This window comes from Ktedonosporobacter rubrisoli (assembly GCF_004208415.1).
Taxonomy (GTDB): domain Bacteria; phylum Chloroflexota; class Ktedonobacteria; order Ktedonobacterales; family Ktedonobacteraceae; genus Ktedonosporobacter; species Ktedonosporobacter rubrisoli.
On the sequence record NZ_CP035758.1, the window covers coordinates 4,336,760 to 4,354,078 of the forward strand.

General features: G+C 42.9%; 26 protein-coding genes and 1 tRNA gene. 3 read left to right on the plus strand and 24 right to left on the minus strand.

The window, feature by feature from the left end:
- Nucleotides 1–10 precede the first annotated feature (10 nt).
- A tRNA-Glu gene (locus EPA93_RS19090) sits at nt 11–87 on the plus strand.
- A gap of 105 nt (nt 88–192) precedes the next feature.
- On the opposite strand, the gene EPA93_RS19095 is transcribed toward EPA93_RS19090, so the two are convergent.
- The 24 genes from EPA93_RS19095 to EPA93_RS19210 form a co-directional block, all read right to left on the minus strand.
- Nucleotides 193–1,392: a tyrosine-type recombinase/integrase gene (locus tag EPA93_RS19095; protein WP_165423249.1), complete on the minus strand. Its 1,200-nt coding sequence runs from the start codon at nt 1,390–1,392 to the stop codon at nt 193–195.
- Nucleotides 1,393–1,462: 70 nt separating this feature from the next.
- Complete coding sequence (locus EPA93_RS19100; RefSeq protein ID WP_165423250.1) at nt 1,463–1,654, minus strand: excisionase family DNA-binding protein; 192 nt, start codon at nt 1,652–1,654, stop codon at nt 1,463–1,465.
- Between the two features lie 312 nt (nt 1,655–1,966).
- Entirely contained in the window at nt 1,967–2,215 is a 249-nt protein-coding gene (locus EPA93_RS19105) for a hypothetical protein (RefSeq protein WP_129889041.1), read from the minus strand.
- Between the two features lie 41 nt (nt 2,216–2,256).
- A complete protein-coding gene (locus tag EPA93_RS19110; protein ID WP_129889042.1) occupies nt 2,257–3,420 on the minus strand; it encodes a hypothetical protein in 1,164 nt (387 codons plus the stop codon).
- 112 nt (nt 3,421–3,532) lie between these two features.
- The gene (locus EPA93_RS19115; RefSeq protein ID WP_129889043.1) at nt 3,533–3,766 is read right to left on the minus strand and encodes a hypothetical protein; all 234 of its coding nucleotides are present in this window, start codon (nt 3,764–3,766) and stop codon (nt 3,533–3,535) included.
- A 108-nt stretch (nt 3,767–3,874) separates the two neighbouring features.
- Entirely contained in the window at nt 3,875–4,120 is a 246-nt protein-coding gene (locus EPA93_RS19120; RefSeq protein ID WP_129889044.1) for a hypothetical protein, read from the minus strand.
- A 92-nt stretch (nt 4,121–4,212) separates the two neighbouring features.
- Complete coding sequence (locus tag EPA93_RS19125) at nt 4,213–4,641, minus strand: hypothetical protein (protein WP_129889045.1); 429 nt, start codon at nt 4,639–4,641, stop codon at nt 4,213–4,215.
- A 30-nt stretch (nt 4,642–4,671) separates the two neighbouring features.
- Nucleotides 4,672–5,184, minus strand: coding sequence for a hypothetical protein (locus tag EPA93_RS19130; RefSeq protein WP_129889046.1), 513 nt, complete (start codon nt 5,182–5,184; stop codon nt 4,672–4,674).
- A gap of 177 nt (nt 5,185–5,361) precedes the next feature.
- Entirely contained in the window at nt 5,362–5,562 is a 201-nt protein-coding gene (locus tag EPA93_RS19135) for a hypothetical protein (protein WP_129889047.1), read from the minus strand.
- An 87-nt stretch (nt 5,563–5,649) separates the two neighbouring features.
- Nucleotides 5,650–6,225: a hypothetical protein gene (locus EPA93_RS19140; protein ID WP_129889048.1), complete on the minus strand. Its 576-nt coding sequence runs from the start codon at nt 6,223–6,225 to the stop codon at nt 5,650–5,652.
- A gap of 427 nt (nt 6,226–6,652) precedes the next feature.
- Complete coding sequence (locus tag EPA93_RS19145; RefSeq protein ID WP_129889049.1) at nt 6,653–7,030, minus strand: single-stranded DNA-binding protein; 378 nt, start codon at nt 7,028–7,030, stop codon at nt 6,653–6,655.
- 36 nt (nt 7,031–7,066) lie between these two features.
- Complete coding sequence (locus EPA93_RS19150) at nt 7,067–7,432, minus strand: single-stranded DNA-binding protein (protein ID WP_129889050.1); 366 nt, start codon at nt 7,430–7,432, stop codon at nt 7,067–7,069.
- Between the two features lie 11 nt (nt 7,433–7,443).
- Nucleotides 7,444–8,031 carry a DUF488 family protein gene (locus EPA93_RS19155; RefSeq protein WP_129889051.1) on the minus strand — a complete coding sequence of 196 codons (588 nt, stop codon included), beginning with the start codon at nt 8,029–8,031 and terminating at the stop codon, nt 7,444–7,446.
- Nucleotides 8,025–8,378: a hypothetical protein gene (locus EPA93_RS19160; protein WP_129889052.1), complete on the minus strand. Its 354-nt coding sequence runs from the start codon at nt 8,376–8,378 to the stop codon at nt 8,025–8,027. Before EPA93_RS19160 ends, EPA93_RS19155 begins: the two co-directional genes overlap by 7 nt.
- A complete protein-coding gene (locus tag EPA93_RS19165) occupies nt 8,375–8,893 on the minus strand; it encodes an RNA polymerase sigma factor (RefSeq protein WP_129889053.1) in 519 nt (172 codons plus the stop codon). Before EPA93_RS19165 ends, EPA93_RS19160 begins: the two co-directional genes overlap by 4 nt.
- Nucleotides 8,890–9,663: a glucosaminidase domain-containing protein gene (locus EPA93_RS19170; protein ID WP_165423251.1), complete on the minus strand. Its 774-nt coding sequence runs from the start codon at nt 9,661–9,663 to the stop codon at nt 8,890–8,892. The genes EPA93_RS19165 and EPA93_RS19170 overlap by 4 nt, the downstream gene beginning before the upstream one ends.
- 912 nt (nt 9,664–10,575) lie before the next feature.
- Nucleotides 10,576–10,902 carry a hypothetical protein gene (locus tag EPA93_RS19175; RefSeq protein WP_129889055.1) on the minus strand — a complete coding sequence of 109 codons (327 nt, stop codon included), beginning with the start codon at nt 10,900–10,902 and terminating at the stop codon, nt 10,576–10,578.
- A 401-nt stretch (nt 10,903–11,303) separates the two neighbouring features.
- Nucleotides 11,304–11,768 (minus strand): hypothetical protein, encoded by a 465-nt coding sequence (locus EPA93_RS19180; protein ID WP_129889056.1) that lies wholly within the window; start codon nt 11,766–11,768, stop codon nt 11,304–11,306.
- Nucleotides 11,769–11,771: 3 nt separating this feature from the next.
- Entirely contained in the window at nt 11,772–12,674 is a 903-nt protein-coding gene (locus tag EPA93_RS19185) for an OmpH/Skp family outer membrane protein (RefSeq protein WP_129889057.1), read from the minus strand.
- A gap of 165 nt (nt 12,675–12,839) precedes the next feature.
- Nucleotides 12,840–13,139 (minus strand): hypothetical protein, encoded by a 300-nt coding sequence (locus EPA93_RS19190; RefSeq protein ID WP_129889058.1) that lies wholly within the window; start codon nt 13,137–13,139, stop codon nt 12,840–12,842.
- 343 nt (nt 13,140–13,482) lie between these two features.
- On the minus strand, nt 13,483–14,151 hold the full coding sequence (locus tag EPA93_RS19195) for a DUF2786 domain-containing protein (RefSeq protein ID WP_129889059.1): 669 nt from the start codon (nt 14,149–14,151) through the stop codon (nt 13,483–13,485).
- A 67-nt stretch (nt 14,152–14,218) separates the two neighbouring features.
- A complete protein-coding gene (locus EPA93_RS19200; RefSeq protein ID WP_129889060.1) occupies nt 14,219–14,413 on the minus strand; it encodes a hypothetical protein in 195 nt (64 codons plus the stop codon).
- Between the two features lie 16 nt (nt 14,414–14,429).
- A complete protein-coding gene (locus EPA93_RS19205; RefSeq protein ID WP_129889061.1) occupies nt 14,430–14,624 on the minus strand; it encodes a hypothetical protein in 195 nt (64 codons plus the stop codon).
- 43 nt (nt 14,625–14,667) lie between these two features.
- On the minus strand, nt 14,668–14,937 hold the full coding sequence (locus EPA93_RS19210; protein WP_129889062.1) for a hypothetical protein: 270 nt from the start codon (nt 14,935–14,937) through the stop codon (nt 14,668–14,670).
- 875 nt (nt 14,938–15,812) lie between these two features.
- On the opposite strand from EPA93_RS19210, the gene EPA93_RS19215 reads away from it, so the two are divergent.
- Complete coding sequence (locus tag EPA93_RS19215; RefSeq protein ID WP_129889063.1) at nt 15,813–16,676, plus strand: hypothetical protein; 864 nt, start codon at nt 15,813–15,815, stop codon at nt 16,674–16,676.
- Between the two features lie 191 nt (nt 16,677–16,867).
- Nucleotides 16,868–17,224 (plus strand): hypothetical protein, encoded by a 357-nt coding sequence (locus EPA93_RS19220; RefSeq protein WP_129889064.1) that lies wholly within the window; start codon nt 16,868–16,870, stop codon nt 17,222–17,224.
- Nucleotides 17,225–17,319 lie beyond the last annotated feature (95 nt).

Below are 17,319 nucleotides of genomic sequence, written 5' to 3' on the forward strand. Positions count from 1 at the left end.
TTTGCAACATGGCGCATTCGTCTAGCGGCCTAGGACATCGCCCTCTCAAGGCGGAGATCACGGGTTCGAATCCCGTATGCGCTACCATTCTAATTCAATTGAACGTCTCAAGCCGCTTACAGATTGACTTGAGACGTTTTTATTTTATGCTCTTCTTTGCTAAATGTAGCAACGGTGTAGCAACCGGAAAATTTATTCTCTGGGCCGTTTAGGTACCCCTGCTCCCGCTAGCCCTTCGTCATCATCATCCTTTCTCTTAAGAGCGTCATGTAGTTTGTTCACAGCATCCTCCTGCATACCAGGAAGCATATGTGAATAGATATCCATTGTAGTACTAATTTGCGTATGACCCAAAAACTCTTGAACTATCTTTGGATGTACACCAGCTACAAACAAAAATGTTGCAGCACTATGACGTAGATCATGAAAACGAATATTTGGCAATTCCGCTCGAAGTAAAATTTTCTTTAATTCTTCAACCACATGATTAGGATTAAGATGAGTGCCTTTCATTGTACAGAAAACATAATCATGGTCTTTCCAAGTTTCACCAGCTTTCGATCTTATCTCTGCTTGTTGCATACGATGTTGGTCAAGTGCCTCAAGAGCAAAGGGAGCAATTACAATATTACGACGGCTTCTTTTTGTTTTAGGCTCTGCTTCCACATACACATGTACCCGCTTCGGAGTTTGCGTTGGTACACGTGAAAGAATGCGCTGTACTTGTAAAGTTCCATTCTTAAAGTTCACATCCTGCCATTTTAGACCTAAAATTTCTCCACGCCTTAGACCCGTTGCTATCGCTAAAGCGTATAATGCCTTCCACTTATGATTTTCTATAGCGGAAAGAAACTTTTGAGCTTGTACTATACTTAGTGGCTGGATTTCATAATGTTCTTTGCGAGGCGGATCGGCCAAATTACAAACATTACGAGAGATAAGTCCTCGTTTTATTCCAGTATTCAATGCATTATGCAGAACACTATGATAATAAACAATTGTAGCAGGTGCTAAGCCTTCTTCTTCTTTTTTAGCATAGAATGCTTGAATATGCTGTACCGTTAATTTTTGTAATTGATGTTGACCAAGTACGGGAATAAGATGCAAGTAGATAGCTTCTCTATACCGCTCATAGGTTCGAGGACGTATCAGCCGCTTATGTGTATTTTCTAACCAATCTGTCAAGAATTGAGCTACCGTAAGAGGTCCAGACACAACTAACATACCTTTTTGTTGTTCTTGCAAAGCCTCTATTAGTTTATTTTTTGCTTCTGCACGTGTTTTGCCATAAACAACCCTTCGTTTTCCATTTTCAAGAGTAATACTACTTACCCATTTACCATCTTCTTTACGACGATAAATAGATCCTTCTCCGTTGCCTCGTTTTGCCATAATCATTCCCCCAAAAAAAGTTAAACACTAATGAAGTGATCCACCAGTGCTATTTTTACCTTTATACATTCTAAGAATATTGCTTTTCGATCCAACACTTCAGGGCATCCCGCGATACGCGTACCCAACGACCAGAGCGTATTAAAGGAAGCCCTTCATATTTAACCAAACGATAAAATTTAGAACGTCCTACTTGAAGTTCTCCCATAGCTTGCTTAACAGTTAGAAGTAAAGGCTCTGTTTGCAAAGAATGTTGAGTCATATGCACCCATTTCCTTTCAAAACAAAAGCCCTGCATGCTATAATTGACGTGCAGGGCTGATAACTCTGTTCTTCATGAACTTCTCTGTTCATGTTCCAAGTGTCCAGAGAAGTTTTATTTATTTTGGAATTTTTATCCTATATAAATGCATAGAATGCAGCTTGCCAGGAATTGTAACTTTTTTGAGCCATGTGGCTCAACTTCAGTAGCACAGCATCCTTCATTTAGGAGTGTTGCTTTACTCTACTCTTTCTTATGCTGTGCTACCGCTGTTGTAACTTACAGAGAAAGTTTTTCCCTGCTTTCTATCCATTAGTCTTTTTTCTCTTCTTCTTCAATCTCTTTCATACGCAACGTTACTTCTATATCTCTTTTTATCAGTCGTAAGTGAAGATCACAAACTGGAAGTATCTCCCAAGGACGCACATAATGCAGCCCTAGCTTTCTTCGTCTGAGCACCTTTGTTAAAGCTACTTTTGCTGTTTGTGAGCAATCAAAGGCACATGGTAAGCCAGGATCAAGGTGTATCATTGGCTCCTGAATGTCTTTCTTGTTAGGCATGAAACATCCCTTTCCAATGTTCTCTCTAGTAAGAAACCAAATTACGCTTGTGAATAGAGAAGCTTCTTTTCTTGTACCACATCCTGAACAACTATGCCAGTTTTTCTCCATCGCTCTCGTACTTTTCTCTGAAGCAGAGAAAAGATTTCTTCATCCAGGGTATCACTATGTGCTTGAATATCTTTCTCCCATGCTGCAAGTGTTGTGGCACATCCTGCTATTTGTGCCACAATTTGCTCTATATTACTCTCTCGTGTTTTCTCTCTCACTAAAGGGCCTAATCCATCCATATCACTCACACTATAATCATCAAAAGCTTTCTGAATAAGTAACCAAGTAGGATGTGTTGCCCACCTTGTACGCTTTTTATCTTGCCCTGGTACGACCATGCGCAGCCATTCTTGTGAGCAATACGCCCAGAGCCGCCTTACATTCTCTAAAGCATGGTAGACTCCCTCAATTTTCACGTCATGAAAGCCCTCACGTTCAATAGAAAACTCCATTCTCCAAACATCTGCTTTTCCATCCCACCCTTTTTGTTGCCAGCGAGGATGAAACCATGTCTTTTTTGATCGCTGCTCTATCTCTGCTTTCTTGTCGTATAACTTGCCGCTAAAGGGTCGTCCATGTCCACTAAATTGGATGGTTTCTAGTTTACGCCCATTGATAATTTCTTTATGTTTCTCCGACACTTCTATTTTTTGTTTCTTTCGAGGACGCGCTAGAAACTCTCGCTGGGCATCGGCTGGGGGAATAAAGTTCATAACGTCAACACAGAGATCAAGTTGGGCTATTTGTAAGAACAAGTGATCGCCAAACAATTGCGTAATTAAGAAGTGCTTTACTTCGTCAACAGCGACCTTTGGCGTTGATACCGTCCAGAGGTAACTACTTTGAAGTGTGATCTTTGCTATGACTGACAAAGGTAAGCGCGGTTCCAGTTTAATTTCTAAACAGTCATTGCGTAAGATGTAATTCCATGCAGGAGCACTATTCGGATACATAAGTAGGTGGGCATTGCGAAACTCATAGGTTGTGGCTACTGGCCTTGTTGCTATCTTCGCTTCTTGTTGCCAGCGCTGGCACACCTGGATGATTTCTTGTGGAATTGTCGCATGTTTCAGTACTTCTCCCTCACCGCCAATCAGACAGACATTTATTTTAAGCGTATCTACCCCTGCATTAACAATACGAGGTTCTTGCATAAGCTTTACTCCCTAAAAACTGTTCTACAACTACTTCTTAAGCGACTTTATGTTATCGCCTATGGACTTTGAGGGGCCTGTGTTACTAGACAGGCCCCATTCCTTTTCTGTTTTACTGCTGAATATATCTTGTCCAAAGCTGCTGAAATTTTATCCACTCACGTATAGATTTGATCCAAACATGTATGCCTCGTCCTCCCTGTGGAGTACGAGGTTCATCTACTTTCACCATCCAGCTATCTAAAAAGCGAATATCCCAACTTTCAATACCAACTGGAGTAGCAATTGTTGATGGAATAGTTTGAGACATATGTTTAGCAATGCGTTCTGCTTCATCTCGCATCATAGTTTTATTCCTCGAATTCACATTCTTTTTTCTATAAACCTACATGAGAAGCTGCCTCACCCAACAACTAAGATGAAAAGTGATATCTGTACTCATAGCACAGCCAGCTCAGTTCTTGACCTCTCCATTTTTAAGGAGGCATTCATCATGAAGCTTGATGATGGTTTTTACTTGCTCCTGTTGTTCTCGTGAAAAATGTTCACTTGCTACCAATATCAGCAGAGCACATATTACTCTCGTTGCAGCAGGTCCCGAATACGTTCGTTGTCTTGCCTCTTTCATTAAGCTAAAAGCTGCATTCAAAAGACTCTCTAGAGACTCGTTCACTGTGAGATGGGGAATAGGTTCACTCATTGATGTAGCTCCTTTTTAACGATGGAATAGTTTGAGACATATGTTTAGCAATGCGTTCTGCTTCGTCTCGTATCATAGTTTTCATTCCTCTTTCACAGTTCTGTTTGATTTTTAGTCGCCTCATCGCTATCTTCATCGAGCTTCAAAAACGCACCTTCAAAGAGAAGGATCAAGGAATTTGCATAAGGATCGAGAATAAACTGTCTTAGCTCAGGGAGAAATTTTGCAGCCTCATCCGGGAGATACGCGTACTCTTGATCGATAACAATCGTTGTCCAACCTGGCACACTCATCCAATGATGGTTTGTCCGCGCTATCGCACGCTCGATAATGGTAAGGTCGGGAGCATCAGGAATAGCACGCACAATGTAGAGTAACGATTTAGCAAAGGCAAGGTAGTTACGATCGTCGCGCCGTTCCTCAACACACCATGCACCCTCTTTTTGAGAGGCAAGGTCATATATGTTGTTATAAAGTAACGCTGCGACTGCTTCAACAGTACGCTCATTGACTTTCAACATAGGCTCACTCCTTTTCAAATGATTACTCTTCTACTCATAATGCTTATAAGTTTTATCAAAAATGTCCCGCTGAATAACCCGAACATCCAACGCTGATCCATACCATCCGTCCCAAGTCACGATTGCTCCTTGAGGCGCAGCGATCTCCCATATGGTTCTGCCATCGTTAAGTCTGAAAGGAAATTCGAGCAGATAACAATGCAGAGGCACCGGATTTTTCATTCGGTACTGTCGAAAACCTTCCGGGTCTGGTAGGGCATCAGAGAGAAGTTCGCGTTCTTTATTGAACTTCTCAAGTCCGCCCATCCAGAACTCATCTTTGACTCCTTTGAAAAGAACTCGCCCTCGAACAAGCTGGTGAACCCGCCCTTCCAGATCGATAAATTCCCCATTCTGGAATTGTTCCCGAAGTTCACGAATATAATGTACATCTTCATTTGTAATGAGAGGATAGGCCCACGTGGGCGTATGCTTGACGAAGAGACCAAGGTACTGGCCTTTCTTTACAACATCTTGTATGGTAATGTGAGCAATATTCTTCATAATAGCTTTCTCATTTCAGTAAAATTTATTGGGTTTGTGCTACAACAAAAGCCCTTCCCGATAAGCCAGGAAGGGCTTTATAAAATTCCTACATAGATGTCTACTTATTGAAAAACAGAAGGGAGAGAAATTTTTCTTGTTTTTTCTCATGTGTTTTGTATATGGGAGAGAATAGAATTATTTCCGAGGACGAATATGTTTTATTTTTTTCTTCGTAGACAATTCAACAACTTTTACCTCGATATCATCCCAACCACTTTGATAATAGTCTTCATATACACTGTCTGCTTCGTCAAGGGCGTCGAGTTTGTCCGATAAAGTTTTTAGTAACTCCCAGCCTTCTGCTTTATTTCCAATCACAATATCATATGATGCCATAAGAACTTTTCCTTTCTATTCAAAAAAGGAAAAGGCACGCATCTTGTAAAATACGTGCCTTACCTTGCTTCCATATCATAGTTTTTTTTACAAGGAGTAACTCTTTTGAGAAGCTAGACGCGCCTGGTATGCTTGCTCAATATCCTGCCAGCAAACGGAACACACGCGCCCCATAATCCCCAAGGCTTTATCCCTATATGCAATCGTACTGTGATCCTCGCACATGGGATAGCCACAGCAGAAACAATACTGCGAGGTCCAGTCAGGGCACAGAGAACATATTTCTACTGTTTGGGCACATCCACAAGCAACACACATCTCATATATCTTGTTTGCAGCTTGTTCTAAGGCCGCATCTTTTGTCAGAGCTTGTGCTACAACCGTTTCATGTATTCGGTCCTGACGACATGTATAGCCATCAAGAAACACTTCCCAACCATCCCACCGCGAAGCAATAATTGGAGGAAATCCACAATAAGCAAAAATCATCTCTTCATACCATATATCGCGTTCAGGAAGGTCACTCTGAGTTGCGAGTAAGTGTTCATCCATATATTTCCAGAAACGTTCTCCGTTTTCTTTCTCTTTTCTTCTCTCATCACAATAGCGTATTGCCTCTTTCTTTGAGACAAAGCTAACATCCTGCTCATACTCATTGAGCAAGGTAATGTGGGTATATCCATCAGGAGAGAGGGCGCTATACCTCAGCTCTACTTCAACAGGGTACCATCGTTTATTGCTTAACTGGATTGCAGCATACCCTTCAGATGGTTGGTACGTCATGCATTTTCGTCCTTTCAGAATACGAGAAAAACATCTTTTCAGGAAGAAATTGGAAGAGGAGAGAAGGGGACAGGCAGGCCGACACGTTGAACCTCTTGTGCTCATGCGGTAAGCTTCGCTCAAGCAGGGACGGCTCCGATATAAGCAGAGAGAAGCTTTCTCTCTGCCGTCCCTACTTGCCTGACGGTACCACATGGCACAAGAGGCAAGCGCCAAAGGCGTTCAACGTGTCTGATGGCCTGCCTGTCCTTGATGAGGGTAGAGGGAACGAAGCAAGGGACTCTCCAATGCAGCAGAGAGGAGGCGATTATATCTCGTAGTCCTCTAATTCACCTAATTCATCTTCTTCAGATGCTTGTTGTTTCTTGCCTAACAGTTGAACATTGGAAGCAACTATTTCATACTTTATTCGCTGTATGCCATCTTTATCTTTATAGGTTTGCTGATCGAAGGAGCCCTGTACTAAGATTTGTACGCCTTTGCTCGCATATTCATTGACAATCTCTGCAAGCTTTTGCCAACATACAACATTTAGCCACATCGGTGGCTGCTCTTTATTGCCCACCTTGCGGCGATTGACCGCTATACTAAATTTGGTAACAGCATTGCCGTTTGGGGTATAGCTCATCTGGGGGTCCTTCCCTAAGCGGCCCACAAACAGAACAGAATTAAAATCAGCAGCCATAGAAAAGCTTCCTTTCTTAAAAAACAGAAAAAGAGATTAAAAAGGTTCAGAAGAAGGATCGTAACGAGGAGGCAGGAAAATGCCAGCGACTTCATCAGGATACAAAACCACTTCAAGGCTTTCAGCTACCACATCGATATAGGTTTGTCCCTGGTAGCTTCGCTGTGTCAGGTAGCCCTTGACCTGAACAAGCCGGTCTTTTGTCACCTCAGCGCGTGCCTGTTGGGCAATTTCTTCCCAGCAAACAATAGACAAGCGAAGTAGTGGCTTCTTTGTCCCTTGCTCTACCAGCAAGAGAAAGCGCAAAAGTGTCTTCCCGGTCTGGGTCGTGGTGAGCTGAGGAGTTTGCCCAACACGACCCATGAGAATGACTTCATTGCGCGTAAATGGAGCTTGTGACATAACACTTGACCTTACGCTATCAATTGGGGTTGTACGAGGTCAAAAGGAGAAAATTGCGCCGCAAAAAAGTAGCGATGCAGAGGATTAGGCATATCCAGAAGGACCGCATAGCGATTGCGCGCTCGCTGCACTTCTATTGGAACGAAAGGATCAATCCGGCCAGGGCCATAAGGCGTCAGCACTCGCTGACCAGGCTGATACTCTTGTAATTGTGTTCCCAACCGTTCCCGTACTTTGTTGGCGACCAAGGTCCGGTGACAGCGAGACGGGCCAGCACAAGCACAAAGCAGGATCGCCGTTTTGCCCTGCTCTAGAAAATGGAGCAGCCAGGCTATCCCCTGCTCTTCATCAGCCAGCTTGATACCCTTCTCTGGTTCCCGGTGATGAAGATTGCCTAGCACATTGCCTTTCCAGATGTACCGCTCTGCGAAAGAACGCTCTAGCATAGAACGACGCCAGTACGAGGAAAAGCCACACCAGGGATGCAAACGCGTATCAATAACACACGCATCAGGATTAACAACAAGCGCGCAGGTGATTTCTTGCGCGACATCCATCTCTTTGGAAGCATAGCCAAAGGTTGCTAGTGAGCCTAACATAATGCTCTCACCCCCTCAACAATAGCCTCAAACGTCCGATACATCTTCCAATTTTTATCACTATGTCGTTTCTTCAGCGTTTCCTGATCGACATTCCAGCGATCAGGATCAAGTTCCGCAATGCGCGCCAGTACTTGACGAACTTGTAGTTCGTCCTTCAATGGGACATCAACCAATTTATAGCCACTAGGAACATGTGTGATGCAATAATATTTCCTCTCTTCATCGAGATGATATGCCAATCCTGTTCCTATTCCATAGGTAGCGGGAACCTCAATAAACCCTGTAGGATCATCATCATACCAACGAATAAGGATGCGAAGTGTGCCTTGTTGAAACTGGATCATGATGCAACTGCCCCCTCGTGTTGAGACGCTCTTTGTAATTGTTGTCGGGCTCGCATAACCCGCATTTTTATCGCGCCTTCTTTTACCTGTAGCGCTGTAGCAATTTCACGAATAGACCACTGATAGACCGTCAACAAAACAAACGGGATGACCTGCTCTTGGGGGAGCGTTTTCAGCAAACGAGAAAGCATATCTCGCTGTTCGCAAGACACGCAGACATCTGGTTGTTTCTTATCTACAGGCTCGTAATGTCTATACACAACCTCGAAAGAGCAGCTAGGGCGAGAACGTCTTTTCCGTAGCTCATCACGGGCTGTATTGCCAGCAATAGTCAGAAGCCAGAAACGAACATTACTGTTAGGATCACAAAGATGCTTCGCTTCCATCGCCTTGCGAAAAGTATCGTGAATGACATCCTCAGCTACTTCTCGCTGATGAACCATGCCATAAATGAAGTTGTACAATGTTTGATAATATTGCCTATACCACTGCTCAAAGAGAGGTGAAACACTCATAACTGGCCCTCCTGATAGTGCTGCATATCTCGCCGTACGGACGCAATATATTTTGAAACATTGTTGTGATCATATGCAGGAGCATACTTTGGAAGAATACTCGCTACCGTGGTCCTTCCTTCAGGAAAGTAATACTGCTTTATCACTTCAAAGAAGTCTGCAAGCCCATCGGCATAGGTTGCGTACATCCGATAGTTTCCAGTTGGATCGCATTTCCAGCCGGACGTACATTTAATATTGCCCCAGCTCTTGGTGATCCTTGCAACACCTTCACGTCCAAAATTACTCTCATAATGAAACATGGCCAACGCGAAAGAACTTTTAATCTGATATTGCTTGCTGAGGTTCGTTAGCTCATCTCCTATTCCTTGCGCAGGCGATCCCTGCAACACGTGATCAACTTGTACTGCGGTCATATCAGGACCGCCCATAACTGTATCAGAAAAGGGAATAGATGGTTGCTGTTGCAGCGGGAGATGAACAGCAGGAACACGAAGAGGGATCAATGAAGAAACAAGTGGCCATTGCCAGATGACAACGCCACCAAGCAGCAAAAGAATGAGAAAAACGAGCCAGAGGCTAGAACCTTGCTGCCCATAGGGTTCTGCCCTATAATTTCGTGGCCCATAGAGTTCTGTAGCATCAAAACGACGTCGTTGATAACGGCTTCTTCGAGAAACAGAACCACTGCTTCGCCCTAAGATGAACACGACAAAAAAGACAATAACCAGGCCAGCCATAATAAACAAAAAGGTATCTTTTGATGGCATGTAGAGAGGTCCTTTCCGAGCGCCTACCCACATGCTATACTTAGACATGTGGGTAGGTTTACTCACGATTGCTGCTACTCAGTGAGGTTGGCAGACATCAGGTGAGTAGCCGTTTCTTTGTGCCAGAAAAACAGAGAGATGAAGGGAGATCTTATCAAGATCGCTTTCCTTTGCGAGAAAACCAGCGCCCAGGCTGCGGAGCCAGACATACAAACAACACAATACCAATCAGAAGCCATACAAGCAGAAAAACAGCAAACGAAGGCATAGGAAATTCCTTTCTTGAGGCATGCTAAAGGTATGAATGAGAAGGTCATTGACAAAAATCGAAGAGGAAAACAGGAGCAAGAAACCACAACTGCACTAGTATCTTAACGACGTTTTGCGTTCGCACGTGCATGTGCAAGACGTGGAGAATTGTTTGAAACTGGTAAGCGTCGTCTTTTTTTTGCAGCGACTTGCTTCTCTTGTAAAAGTCGCGCCCGTTGTAGGGCGGGGCGTCGCATCAAGCGCTGGCTCTGTTTGTTCCTCTGCTGAGCGTTTCTAAAACGCCAGAGAAACAAAGCACACAGACCAGGGAAAACGAGAAAGAAGACAATTTCATTCAGAAGAGATGTTGCTGTCATGGGAAGAAGTCCTTTCTTGAGACATTTATCTTTGTACTAAATTGGGAGTGATCTTAGGGGTCAAGTCAGACAATCGTGACGTCCAAACTATTCCACTACCGGCTGCACGGTAAACCGTAATGGCACGCTTATTGAAATGAACTGTTCCAACATACATGTTTCCTTGCGGAACAACATCGTTAACTTTCCTCCGAACGACGTTATACCCACATCCATATCTTGACCATGATTTTCCAGCATCGCTATGATAAATTTGTATATACTCTCTCATATATAAAATCCTTTCTCACAATGACCAGAAAGAACGTTTTACCTCATCTGGTACTTGTAGTTTTCCAGTTGTGACAATGGGCTGTTCAACTTGTCTCGGTCTGTACCAACGAACAGGACGATCTTCTAAGTATGCTTTTAAGGCCTGCTCCTGTTCTTCTTCAGACGCGTTTGCAGCCCAGGGCCGCCACCCATGATCTACCATGAATGCTTCTTGCTCCCGTGTCACCAGAGCATCGTGAAGGTTTTCAGAAACACCTGCACGAGATTGAAGGGTTTGTGCGAGCCCCACCAGACAAGCAAGCAAACCACAACCAAGAATGATGAGAAGTAGTAGTGACATCTGGTTTTCCTTTCTTCAGCCTCTTTCCTCTCCGGTACCCAGAAGAGTAGAAGCGCATGTTACACAAAGAATAACAATCTCATGTTCCATGTTGATAACGGCATAGGGTTGACAGTGACAATCACAATTGCTACAAATCATGAAATCTGAAGAGGATTGAAACGACCTACGTTTTGATGGTTTCTGTGATATCGCATGTACAAGAACACAAGCGAGCACCGCGCCCGCGCCAAAGATGGCTAGAAGAATGATTATCCAGGGAAACAAGGTAAGTAAGAACATCTTTTTCTCCTGTTGGAAAACTGAGAGGAAACAAAAACGAGTGAGGAAAATGTGAAGCAGACATTACAAATGAAAAGGGCAAACCTTTCTACTGGCTTGCCCAAAGACTTTTCCATGGCTCACCCAACCTTAAGTGGGCGTCCTTTCCGGCGATGAGTATAATACTCCAGTAAAACTTCATAGCGTCTTCGTGAAGAATAGGGCATCTCTTTAAGGGTATCAAAGGCGGATTGAACACCACATAGCAATTGCCCAAGAAAGACCTTAGAAGTTCGTTTTGTTCTTCGCGTACTCTCTACTGCACACGTATAGGCCAGATAGTGCTTTCCATCTTCCAAGCACAGTACATCGTAAGGAATACAGCTATTATGTTTCCAGACAACAAACAAGGTGATGCCATGCTTTTGAAGATGCAGACATTTCGCCCAATAATCACTACTGGATACAAGCATACAGGCCCGCTGAGGTATCCAATTCAGGCGACAGGTAAACTGGTACGGTTCGTTAGTTGCTGCAAGGTCACTAATTTTCATTTTTGCTGCGTGGGCAAGAAAAAGGGATTTGACATACGCACGATCTTTCATGGGCTAGTATCCTGTCCGTTGCTGACGAGAGCCATTCCCATTCACTGAACCTTGCCCAAGAGCAAGATAGTTTTCCATCGCTCCTACAAATGAGTCTCCCATCATTTCATAAACACGATCGATCATTTCTTCTTTACGGCTCCGTCGTGCTCGCTCCGCATCCGCATCTTCACGTTCTTTTCGCTGTTTTTCTGATTGATCAATAATTGCCGCCTGCTTCTGGAAAATCTTCTGTACTGCTTCTGCTCGCTCATCTAATTGAGCAAGCTTTTTCTTGAGGCTCTTATATCCATGAAGCGAAAGATAGACACCTGCGCCAACATCAGCAATAATAGGTGCTACCCCCTTGAATAGAGAGACAACAGCAATACTCATAGGAACATTGCTCCCGTAAGGAGCTGTATAAATGAACCATTGCGCCGCTGCTGACCCAATTCCTAAGACAATAAAACATGCAAGGGAGGCTATCATCATTCCCATTGCTCCTTGATCTACCTGGGTACGCTTCACCGCTCTTGCACACGCTGTACTCATTACCGGGACAAATGACTCAACAAACATGCTGATCCAGCGATACAGCAAACTATCTCCCTCATTTGCATGTGTGAGAACGCTTAGACCATCCCCAATCCAGGTACCAACCATCAATGCAATAACAAACGGCCCGATATAGCAGATAATAGCCAATAATTCATAAAAGCCCTTTTCAACTCCTGTATCGGTCGTATCTGTCGATTGCATTGCATCAGCCATAGCAGCTTGCATCAGTTGCTCCGCAGTTGGAGGAGTCATATCTAGTGGCGATCCTTGCTGTCCTGCCTGATGTATTCCTTGTCCCCCTTTCCAGGAAAAAAAATTTGCAATTCGTCTACCAAAACCAGGAAACAAATTTCTGAGAGCACTCATTCTATTTTTCCTCCCTTAAAACAAAAGGCATAAAAATGAAGCAAAAATGAACACAAAAAGAAGAAAATCCACGCTCATCTTCTTAGAATATGCTCAGAATGTGCAGGAAATTCCCCTTCTTTTGTTCAGTTTTCTTCCTGCACATTCTGAGAGGAACAAAAGAATTTACGGGGTATTTGAGGAAGCGTCAGCATAAGGAGAGGAGGTATCATGAACCTGAGTATCTTTCATAGCTTCACTATCCTTATTCATGCGGGCCAAATCCTGACGTTCCTTACGTGCATGAGCTTTTACTACTTCAGGAGAAACCACCTTTACCAGACGTTGGTACACCCGAAATGTCGTAAGGTTCCCTTTGTCCTTTGCCTCACGTGCTCCCTGCTTCAAATCACTCAGTACCTTTTGCAAGCCATCGATATCTGCTTCAGTAATAGGTGAAACAGATGTTTTTGTTTGATTTGCCATCGATAAAACCTCTTTCTTTTTTGTTCTAGCTTGCCATCAAGCTAGCATCTACCCGCCTCATCGCGTGACGGGTAGTTGTCAGTCTACACCAAGCAGAAACACCTACGAGAAGATAACTTTCCAGAAAAACAAGATCACGACCGCGATACCCGCGATCATAACGGCACATACAAGAGTACTTGTCAGCCCTCCGGTATTCCAAGCAAGAGCCAAGGCTAAAAGGATGAAGACGCAAAGTGCGATTTTAAGGGCAAGCATAATAAAAATCCTCCTGAAAAGAAAAGAGCAAGGAGAGTATTCAATCCTTGCTCGTAAAGAAAACACTTCACAGGTAAGCACCGTATCAGTGAAGTGCTTTATTCAAGGCCACGGTACGGCCAGCTCGAATACCATCATAGTAGCCATCACAGCGGACTATCCGTCTTGACCGCCCGGCCCGTAGATGAGGGAAGAGCTTGTTTACCGCCTTTTGTAGTTCATCGTTTTTCACAATAACCAAGGATCGACATTGACCAGAGATGGCAACAAACTGTTTTTGTTGCTCGTCTAAACGTTGGTCAATACTACGAAGAGCCCCGGCAAAGAAACTGTTCTTCCAGGTAGCCAGAGGAAATTCACTCTCACTTTGTCGGTAAGCTGTTACTGCCATGTGTTCAAGCTGCTCTACGAGAGAGGAGTAGAGGTATTGAACGACTTCACTATTGTGACGTTCTCCAATAAGGATCACATGTTTGTAATTAGGATCATAAACAGTTTGGCAGAAGTTATATTTCGCAAGGACATAGAGTAATTGACGACGCCATACCCGAGAACCAGTAGAAAGGTGTGCCTGTTCGTAACGTGCGTCCGGTTCACTCGTCTGCACCTGGGATAGTTCCAGATTATACTCGGCCAATAATGCTTGTGCCTTTGAAGCAGCAAGTGCCGCCTCATGTGGATTGGAGGAGGTTGATAGCGCTAAAAGCTTTCGTATCTTTTCAAGAATAGGAGACAGAGCTTGTTGATCATTCATGGCAGTACCTTTCTCAAAAGAAGATCAAACGGGGAAAAGAAGAAGAGAAGATTTTTAGAAGTTTGCTTTACGCAATACACCAACGATACGTAATATTACTGTAATACACTGGCTTTCTTGTCCTTCCAAGAACAATATAGCCAAGTCTAAAGCCGTCAGGGAATACACGAGTAACATGAACAGTACGCTGCATCTCTTTACCTGTTGTTGAATTATACACAGTTCCTTTTTCTGTGATACCTGGTTCATTCGTTCTTTCCATAGCGCTGCTCCCTTTCTTATACTTGCTGGACTTGAATTTCAACAGTTCGCAGCGTCATCGGTGAGACACCCTGGTTTCTGCTAACTTCCATCATCACCGTGGGCCATTCTCCCTGGTAATACCCAAGATCACGAGGTTGCGGCAGCTTTACACAATTAACACATTTCTCTTCATTTTCAAAATCTTGGAATACATGAAACACTCGCTTCATTGCTTTATCTCCTTTCCATAGTGAATGCATGAGAAATGTCCTATCAACGATACGGGTACAGATGCACAAGTTGTTCTTCTTTTACCAGGAAGGTAAAACCCTTGGGGGCAGCTTTAGGAGTTGCTGCCACTCGCACGAGGTAGGTATGAGCTTCAAGCTGACGTACGCAATAGGCATACGTAATCCCTTTGCTACTTGCGTCGATATAGAGACTAGAGCGATCCTGGTCATTTACATGACCTTTAGGAAGAATGGACGCTGGCAGAATATAGGTCTGACCAAGTTTAACGGGAGGGGTAAGTACTATAACCATAAAGAAGCATCCTTTCTTGCTTGTAAGCTTGTAGCTAGAAGTAAATCTGTTTTCCTATAAAGAGAAGAAACAATCATCAAGGCTCATGTAGACCATTGCAGGTTTTCTTTTCTTTAATGAGCTACATCAACCTTGCGAGTGAGGAGAGAAAGAATACTTTATCAGGCACAGCCGCCGAGGGTTCCCTTGCTCTTGCCAGAACTCGTGTTGCGCATGGACATGTCTACATGCTGTCAAACACAAGCAGGGCTACCTCTTCTGAATAAAGCTGCATGGCTTTCTCTTGCTGGCATCCTCGAAACGTCACTAAGGATTTGGTCCACGCGTGGGTCTACTCTTCTAGAGTAGCGAACTGTCCACTTCCGTTCCGACTAGCCCTCATAGCTTTTGACTACGATATCGATACAGCATCGCACTTGCTGTATCTTCCCGACTTATCAGTAAGATTGAATGATTGCTCACAGGTCTAAGACCTTCACTCCTGATAAGCATCTCCCATTCTTTCGTTCTCGGCCTTCTCACATCTCTAGGCCCCTGGTACTTCATTGTGACTTCGGCATTGCCTAGAACTAAGCCTAACCCTTGGAATTCTGGAACTTGCAATTCCTTGGAATTGGAACTGTAACCCCAAGGCTCAAGATTGTGAACGCAATCTTAAGCACTGAATAGGAGATGGGGTATTGAGTTGTTAAGGTATACGGAAAAGTAAGTCTTGTTTTATTAATAACTCGTGTAACCTTACAATACTTACTAAACTTACTAGTAAGTATAAGGAATAAATTTCTGATTGTCAAGCCACTAACCCTACTAACTTTACTAATATGACTAACTTATGTTAAAATTAAAAGAAACAGGACAAGCAAGGAGTAAAAGATATGCCTAGAATGCAAGCACCTAGAGGCTATTACACAATGACCCAGGCTGAAAAAAAATTAAATTTAAGCAGTGCAATGATAAGAAAACATGTTGAGAACGGCAAAATAAAATATCTATTGCCTGAAGGGAGAAAACAAGGCTTTTATAGCAAAAAGGATGTAGATAAATTGGCTGCTGAACTAGAGGCTTTTCTCAGATTAGAAGAAGAAGCTGAGGTTGTTAATTTCTCGATTGCAACTAGATCAGATATACCAGCTTGCATAGCTCTTAATAGAGAGCTATTCACAGCTCAACACAGTACAGATGATGATACCCTTATTAAAAAATGGACAGCATGGATAGAAAAAAACCCTGAAGTTGTCTATATTCTAAAAAGAGATAACGAAGTGATAGGTATTGCTACTGTTTTGCCCACAACGCCAAGGTCCAAGAAATTTGATAATGCCCTCAAAGGGGATATCTCTTTCTTGTTAGGAGATGTGAATATAACACCAGAAGATATAGAAGAATATAAAGCAGGGAACCATGTACAACTTTACCTCGCAGAGATCGGCATCAAACAAACTTTGGAGGCAAATTTAAGACATAAACTAGGAGCTAAATTAATCTCCAAATTTATGGATACCATAGTTGATCTAGGTAAAAGAGGAGTGGTAATAGACCGTATTCTGTCAGTAGGAGCTACAAGAAGTGGGATAAGACTGCTGCAACACTTTGGATTTTATGAAGTGATATTCTCACGCTCAGACACAAGATTGTTTATCCTTGACCCGAAAGAGTCAGGAGCCCCGATTATGGACGCATATCGAGATGCACTTGCAGAATACAACAGCACCCACAATGCAGCAGGTAAGGTTAGCTGATCTTCTTGCACTAATAAAGTTAAAATCCAAAGGGTTTACTTAACAAAGCTGCATGTAAAGCACATGCAGCTTTTCTAATAGCCTCGTTATGTATCCAGGAAACCAGGTATTATAAACAGTATAGATTGAACTAACAAAAATATCATAAAATTCAATTAACAACTTAAAAGGATAAAACAAAGGAGAACCATATGGAAAATCTATTATCATCAAGCGAAGCCAGAGAGATGTTAGGCAATATGGCATCTAGTAGCTTTAAGGAATATGTTGACAGTGGGAGAATACGTAAAATAATACCACCAGGCAAAAAGCAGGGTAAGTATGTAAGAGAAGATGTAGAATTACTGGCAAAAGAAGTTTTACCTTTTATAAGAAAGGAAAAGAGAATAAAACAACAAAATTTTTCTCAGCAGCTAGATTATGCAACACATCAACGTCTCTCTACTATCGAGAAAGATTTAGAAGACTTAAAACAACAAATTACCCAACACTTTAACACTATAGAAGTTCTCTTAGCCCAAATTCTTACAAGGCTTTCTGATGGATAAAAAAAAGATCAATGGTCTAAAATGCCATTGATCTTATAATATCTTATTAAGTTAATCGATCCAAGAGACAAATAAAGAGGAGATCTAAGACTTTG

Bases quoted from the DNA above. Each gene is read 5' to 3' on its own strand.
- EPA93_RS19110 (WP_129889042.1), bottom strand. From the start codon at position 3,420: ATGCAAGAACCTCGTATTGTTAATGCAGGGGTAGATACGCTTAAAATA.
- EPA93_RS19185 (WP_129889057.1), bottom strand. From the start codon at position 12,674: ATGAGTGCTCTCAGAAATTTGTTTCCTGGTTTTGGTAGACGAATTGCA.
- EPA93_RS19210 (WP_129889062.1), bottom strand. From the start codon at position 14,937: ATGGTTATAGTACTTACCCCTCCCGTTAAACTTGGTCAGACCTATATT.
- EPA93_RS19195 (WP_129889059.1), bottom strand. From the start codon at position 14,151: ATGAATGATCAACAAGCTCTGTCTCCTATTCTTGAAAAGATACGAAAG.
- EPA93_RS19180 (WP_129889056.1), bottom strand. From the start codon at position 11,768: ATGAAAGATCGTGCGTATGTCAAATCCCTTTTTCTTGCCCACGCAGCA.
- EPA93_RS19095 (WP_165423249.1), bottom strand. From the start codon at position 1,392: ATGGCAAAACGAGGCAACGGAGAAGGATCTATTTATCGTCGTAAAGAA.
- EPA93_RS19170 (WP_165423251.1), bottom strand. From the start codon at position 9,663: ATGCCATCAAAAGATACCTTTTTGTTTATTATGGCTGGCCTGGTTATT.
- EPA93_RS19155 (WP_129889051.1), bottom strand. From the start codon at position 8,031: ATGTTAGGCTCACTAGCAACCTTTGGCTATGCTTCCAAAGAGATGGAT.
- EPA93_RS19125 (WP_129889045.1), bottom strand. From the start codon at position 4,641: ATGTTGAAAGTCAATGAGCGTACTGTTGAAGCAGTCGCAGCGTTACTT.
- EPA93_RS19200 (WP_129889060.1), bottom strand. From the start codon at position 14,413: ATGGAAAGAACGAATGAACCAGGTATCACAGAAAAAGGAACTGTGTAT.
- EPA93_RS19205 (WP_129889061.1), bottom strand. From the start codon at position 14,624: ATGAAGCGAGTGTTTCATGTATTCCAAGATTTTGAAAATGAAGAGAAA.
- EPA93_RS19165 (WP_129889053.1), bottom strand. From the start codon at position 8,893: ATGAGTGTTTCACCTCTCTTTGAGCAGTGGTATAGGCAATATTATCAA.
- EPA93_RS19105 (WP_129889041.1), bottom strand. From the start codon at position 2,215: ATGCCTAACAAGAAAGACATTCAGGAGCCAATGATACACCTTGATCCT.
- EPA93_RS19220 (WP_129889064.1), top strand. From the start codon at position 16,868: ATGGAAAATCTATTATCATCAAGCGAAGCCAGAGAGATGTTAGGCAAT.
- EPA93_RS19100 (WP_165423250.1), bottom strand. From the start codon at position 1,654: ATGACTCAACATTCTTTGCAAACAGAGCCTTTACTTCTAACTGTTAAG.
- EPA93_RS19190 (WP_129889058.1), bottom strand. From the start codon at position 13,139: ATGGCAAATCAAACAAAAACATCTGTTTCACCTATTACTGAAGCAGAT.
- EPA93_RS19135 (WP_129889047.1), bottom strand. From the start codon at position 5,562: ATGGCATCATATGATATTGTGATTGGAAATAAAGCAGAAGGCTGGGAG.
- EPA93_RS19115 (WP_129889043.1), bottom strand. From the start codon at position 3,766: ATGATGCGAGATGAAGCAGAACGCATTGCTAAACATATGTCTCAAACT.
- EPA93_RS19215 (WP_129889063.1), top strand. From the start codon at position 15,813: ATGCCTAGAATGCAAGCACCTAGAGGCTATTACACAATGACCCAGGCT.
- EPA93_RS19120 (WP_129889044.1), bottom strand. From the start codon at position 4,120: ATGAGTGAACCTATTCCCCATCTCACAGTGAACGAGTCTCTAGAGAGT.
- EPA93_RS19175 (WP_129889055.1), bottom strand. From the start codon at position 10,902: ATGTCACTACTACTTCTCATCATTCTTGGTTGTGGTTTGCTTGCTTGT.
- EPA93_RS19130 (WP_129889046.1), bottom strand. From the start codon at position 5,184: ATGAAGAATATTGCTCACATTACCATACAAGATGTTGTAAAGAAAGGC.
- EPA93_RS19150 (WP_129889050.1), bottom strand. From the start codon at position 7,432: ATGTCACAAGCTCCATTTACGCGCAATGAAGTCATTCTCATGGGTCGT.
- EPA93_RS19145 (WP_129889049.1), bottom strand. From the start codon at position 7,030: ATGGCTGCTGATTTTAATTCTGTTCTGTTTGTGGGCCGCTTAGGGAAG.
- EPA93_RS19160 (WP_129889052.1), bottom strand. From the start codon at position 8,378: ATGATCCAGTTTCAACAAGGCACACTTCGCATCCTTATTCGTTGGTAT.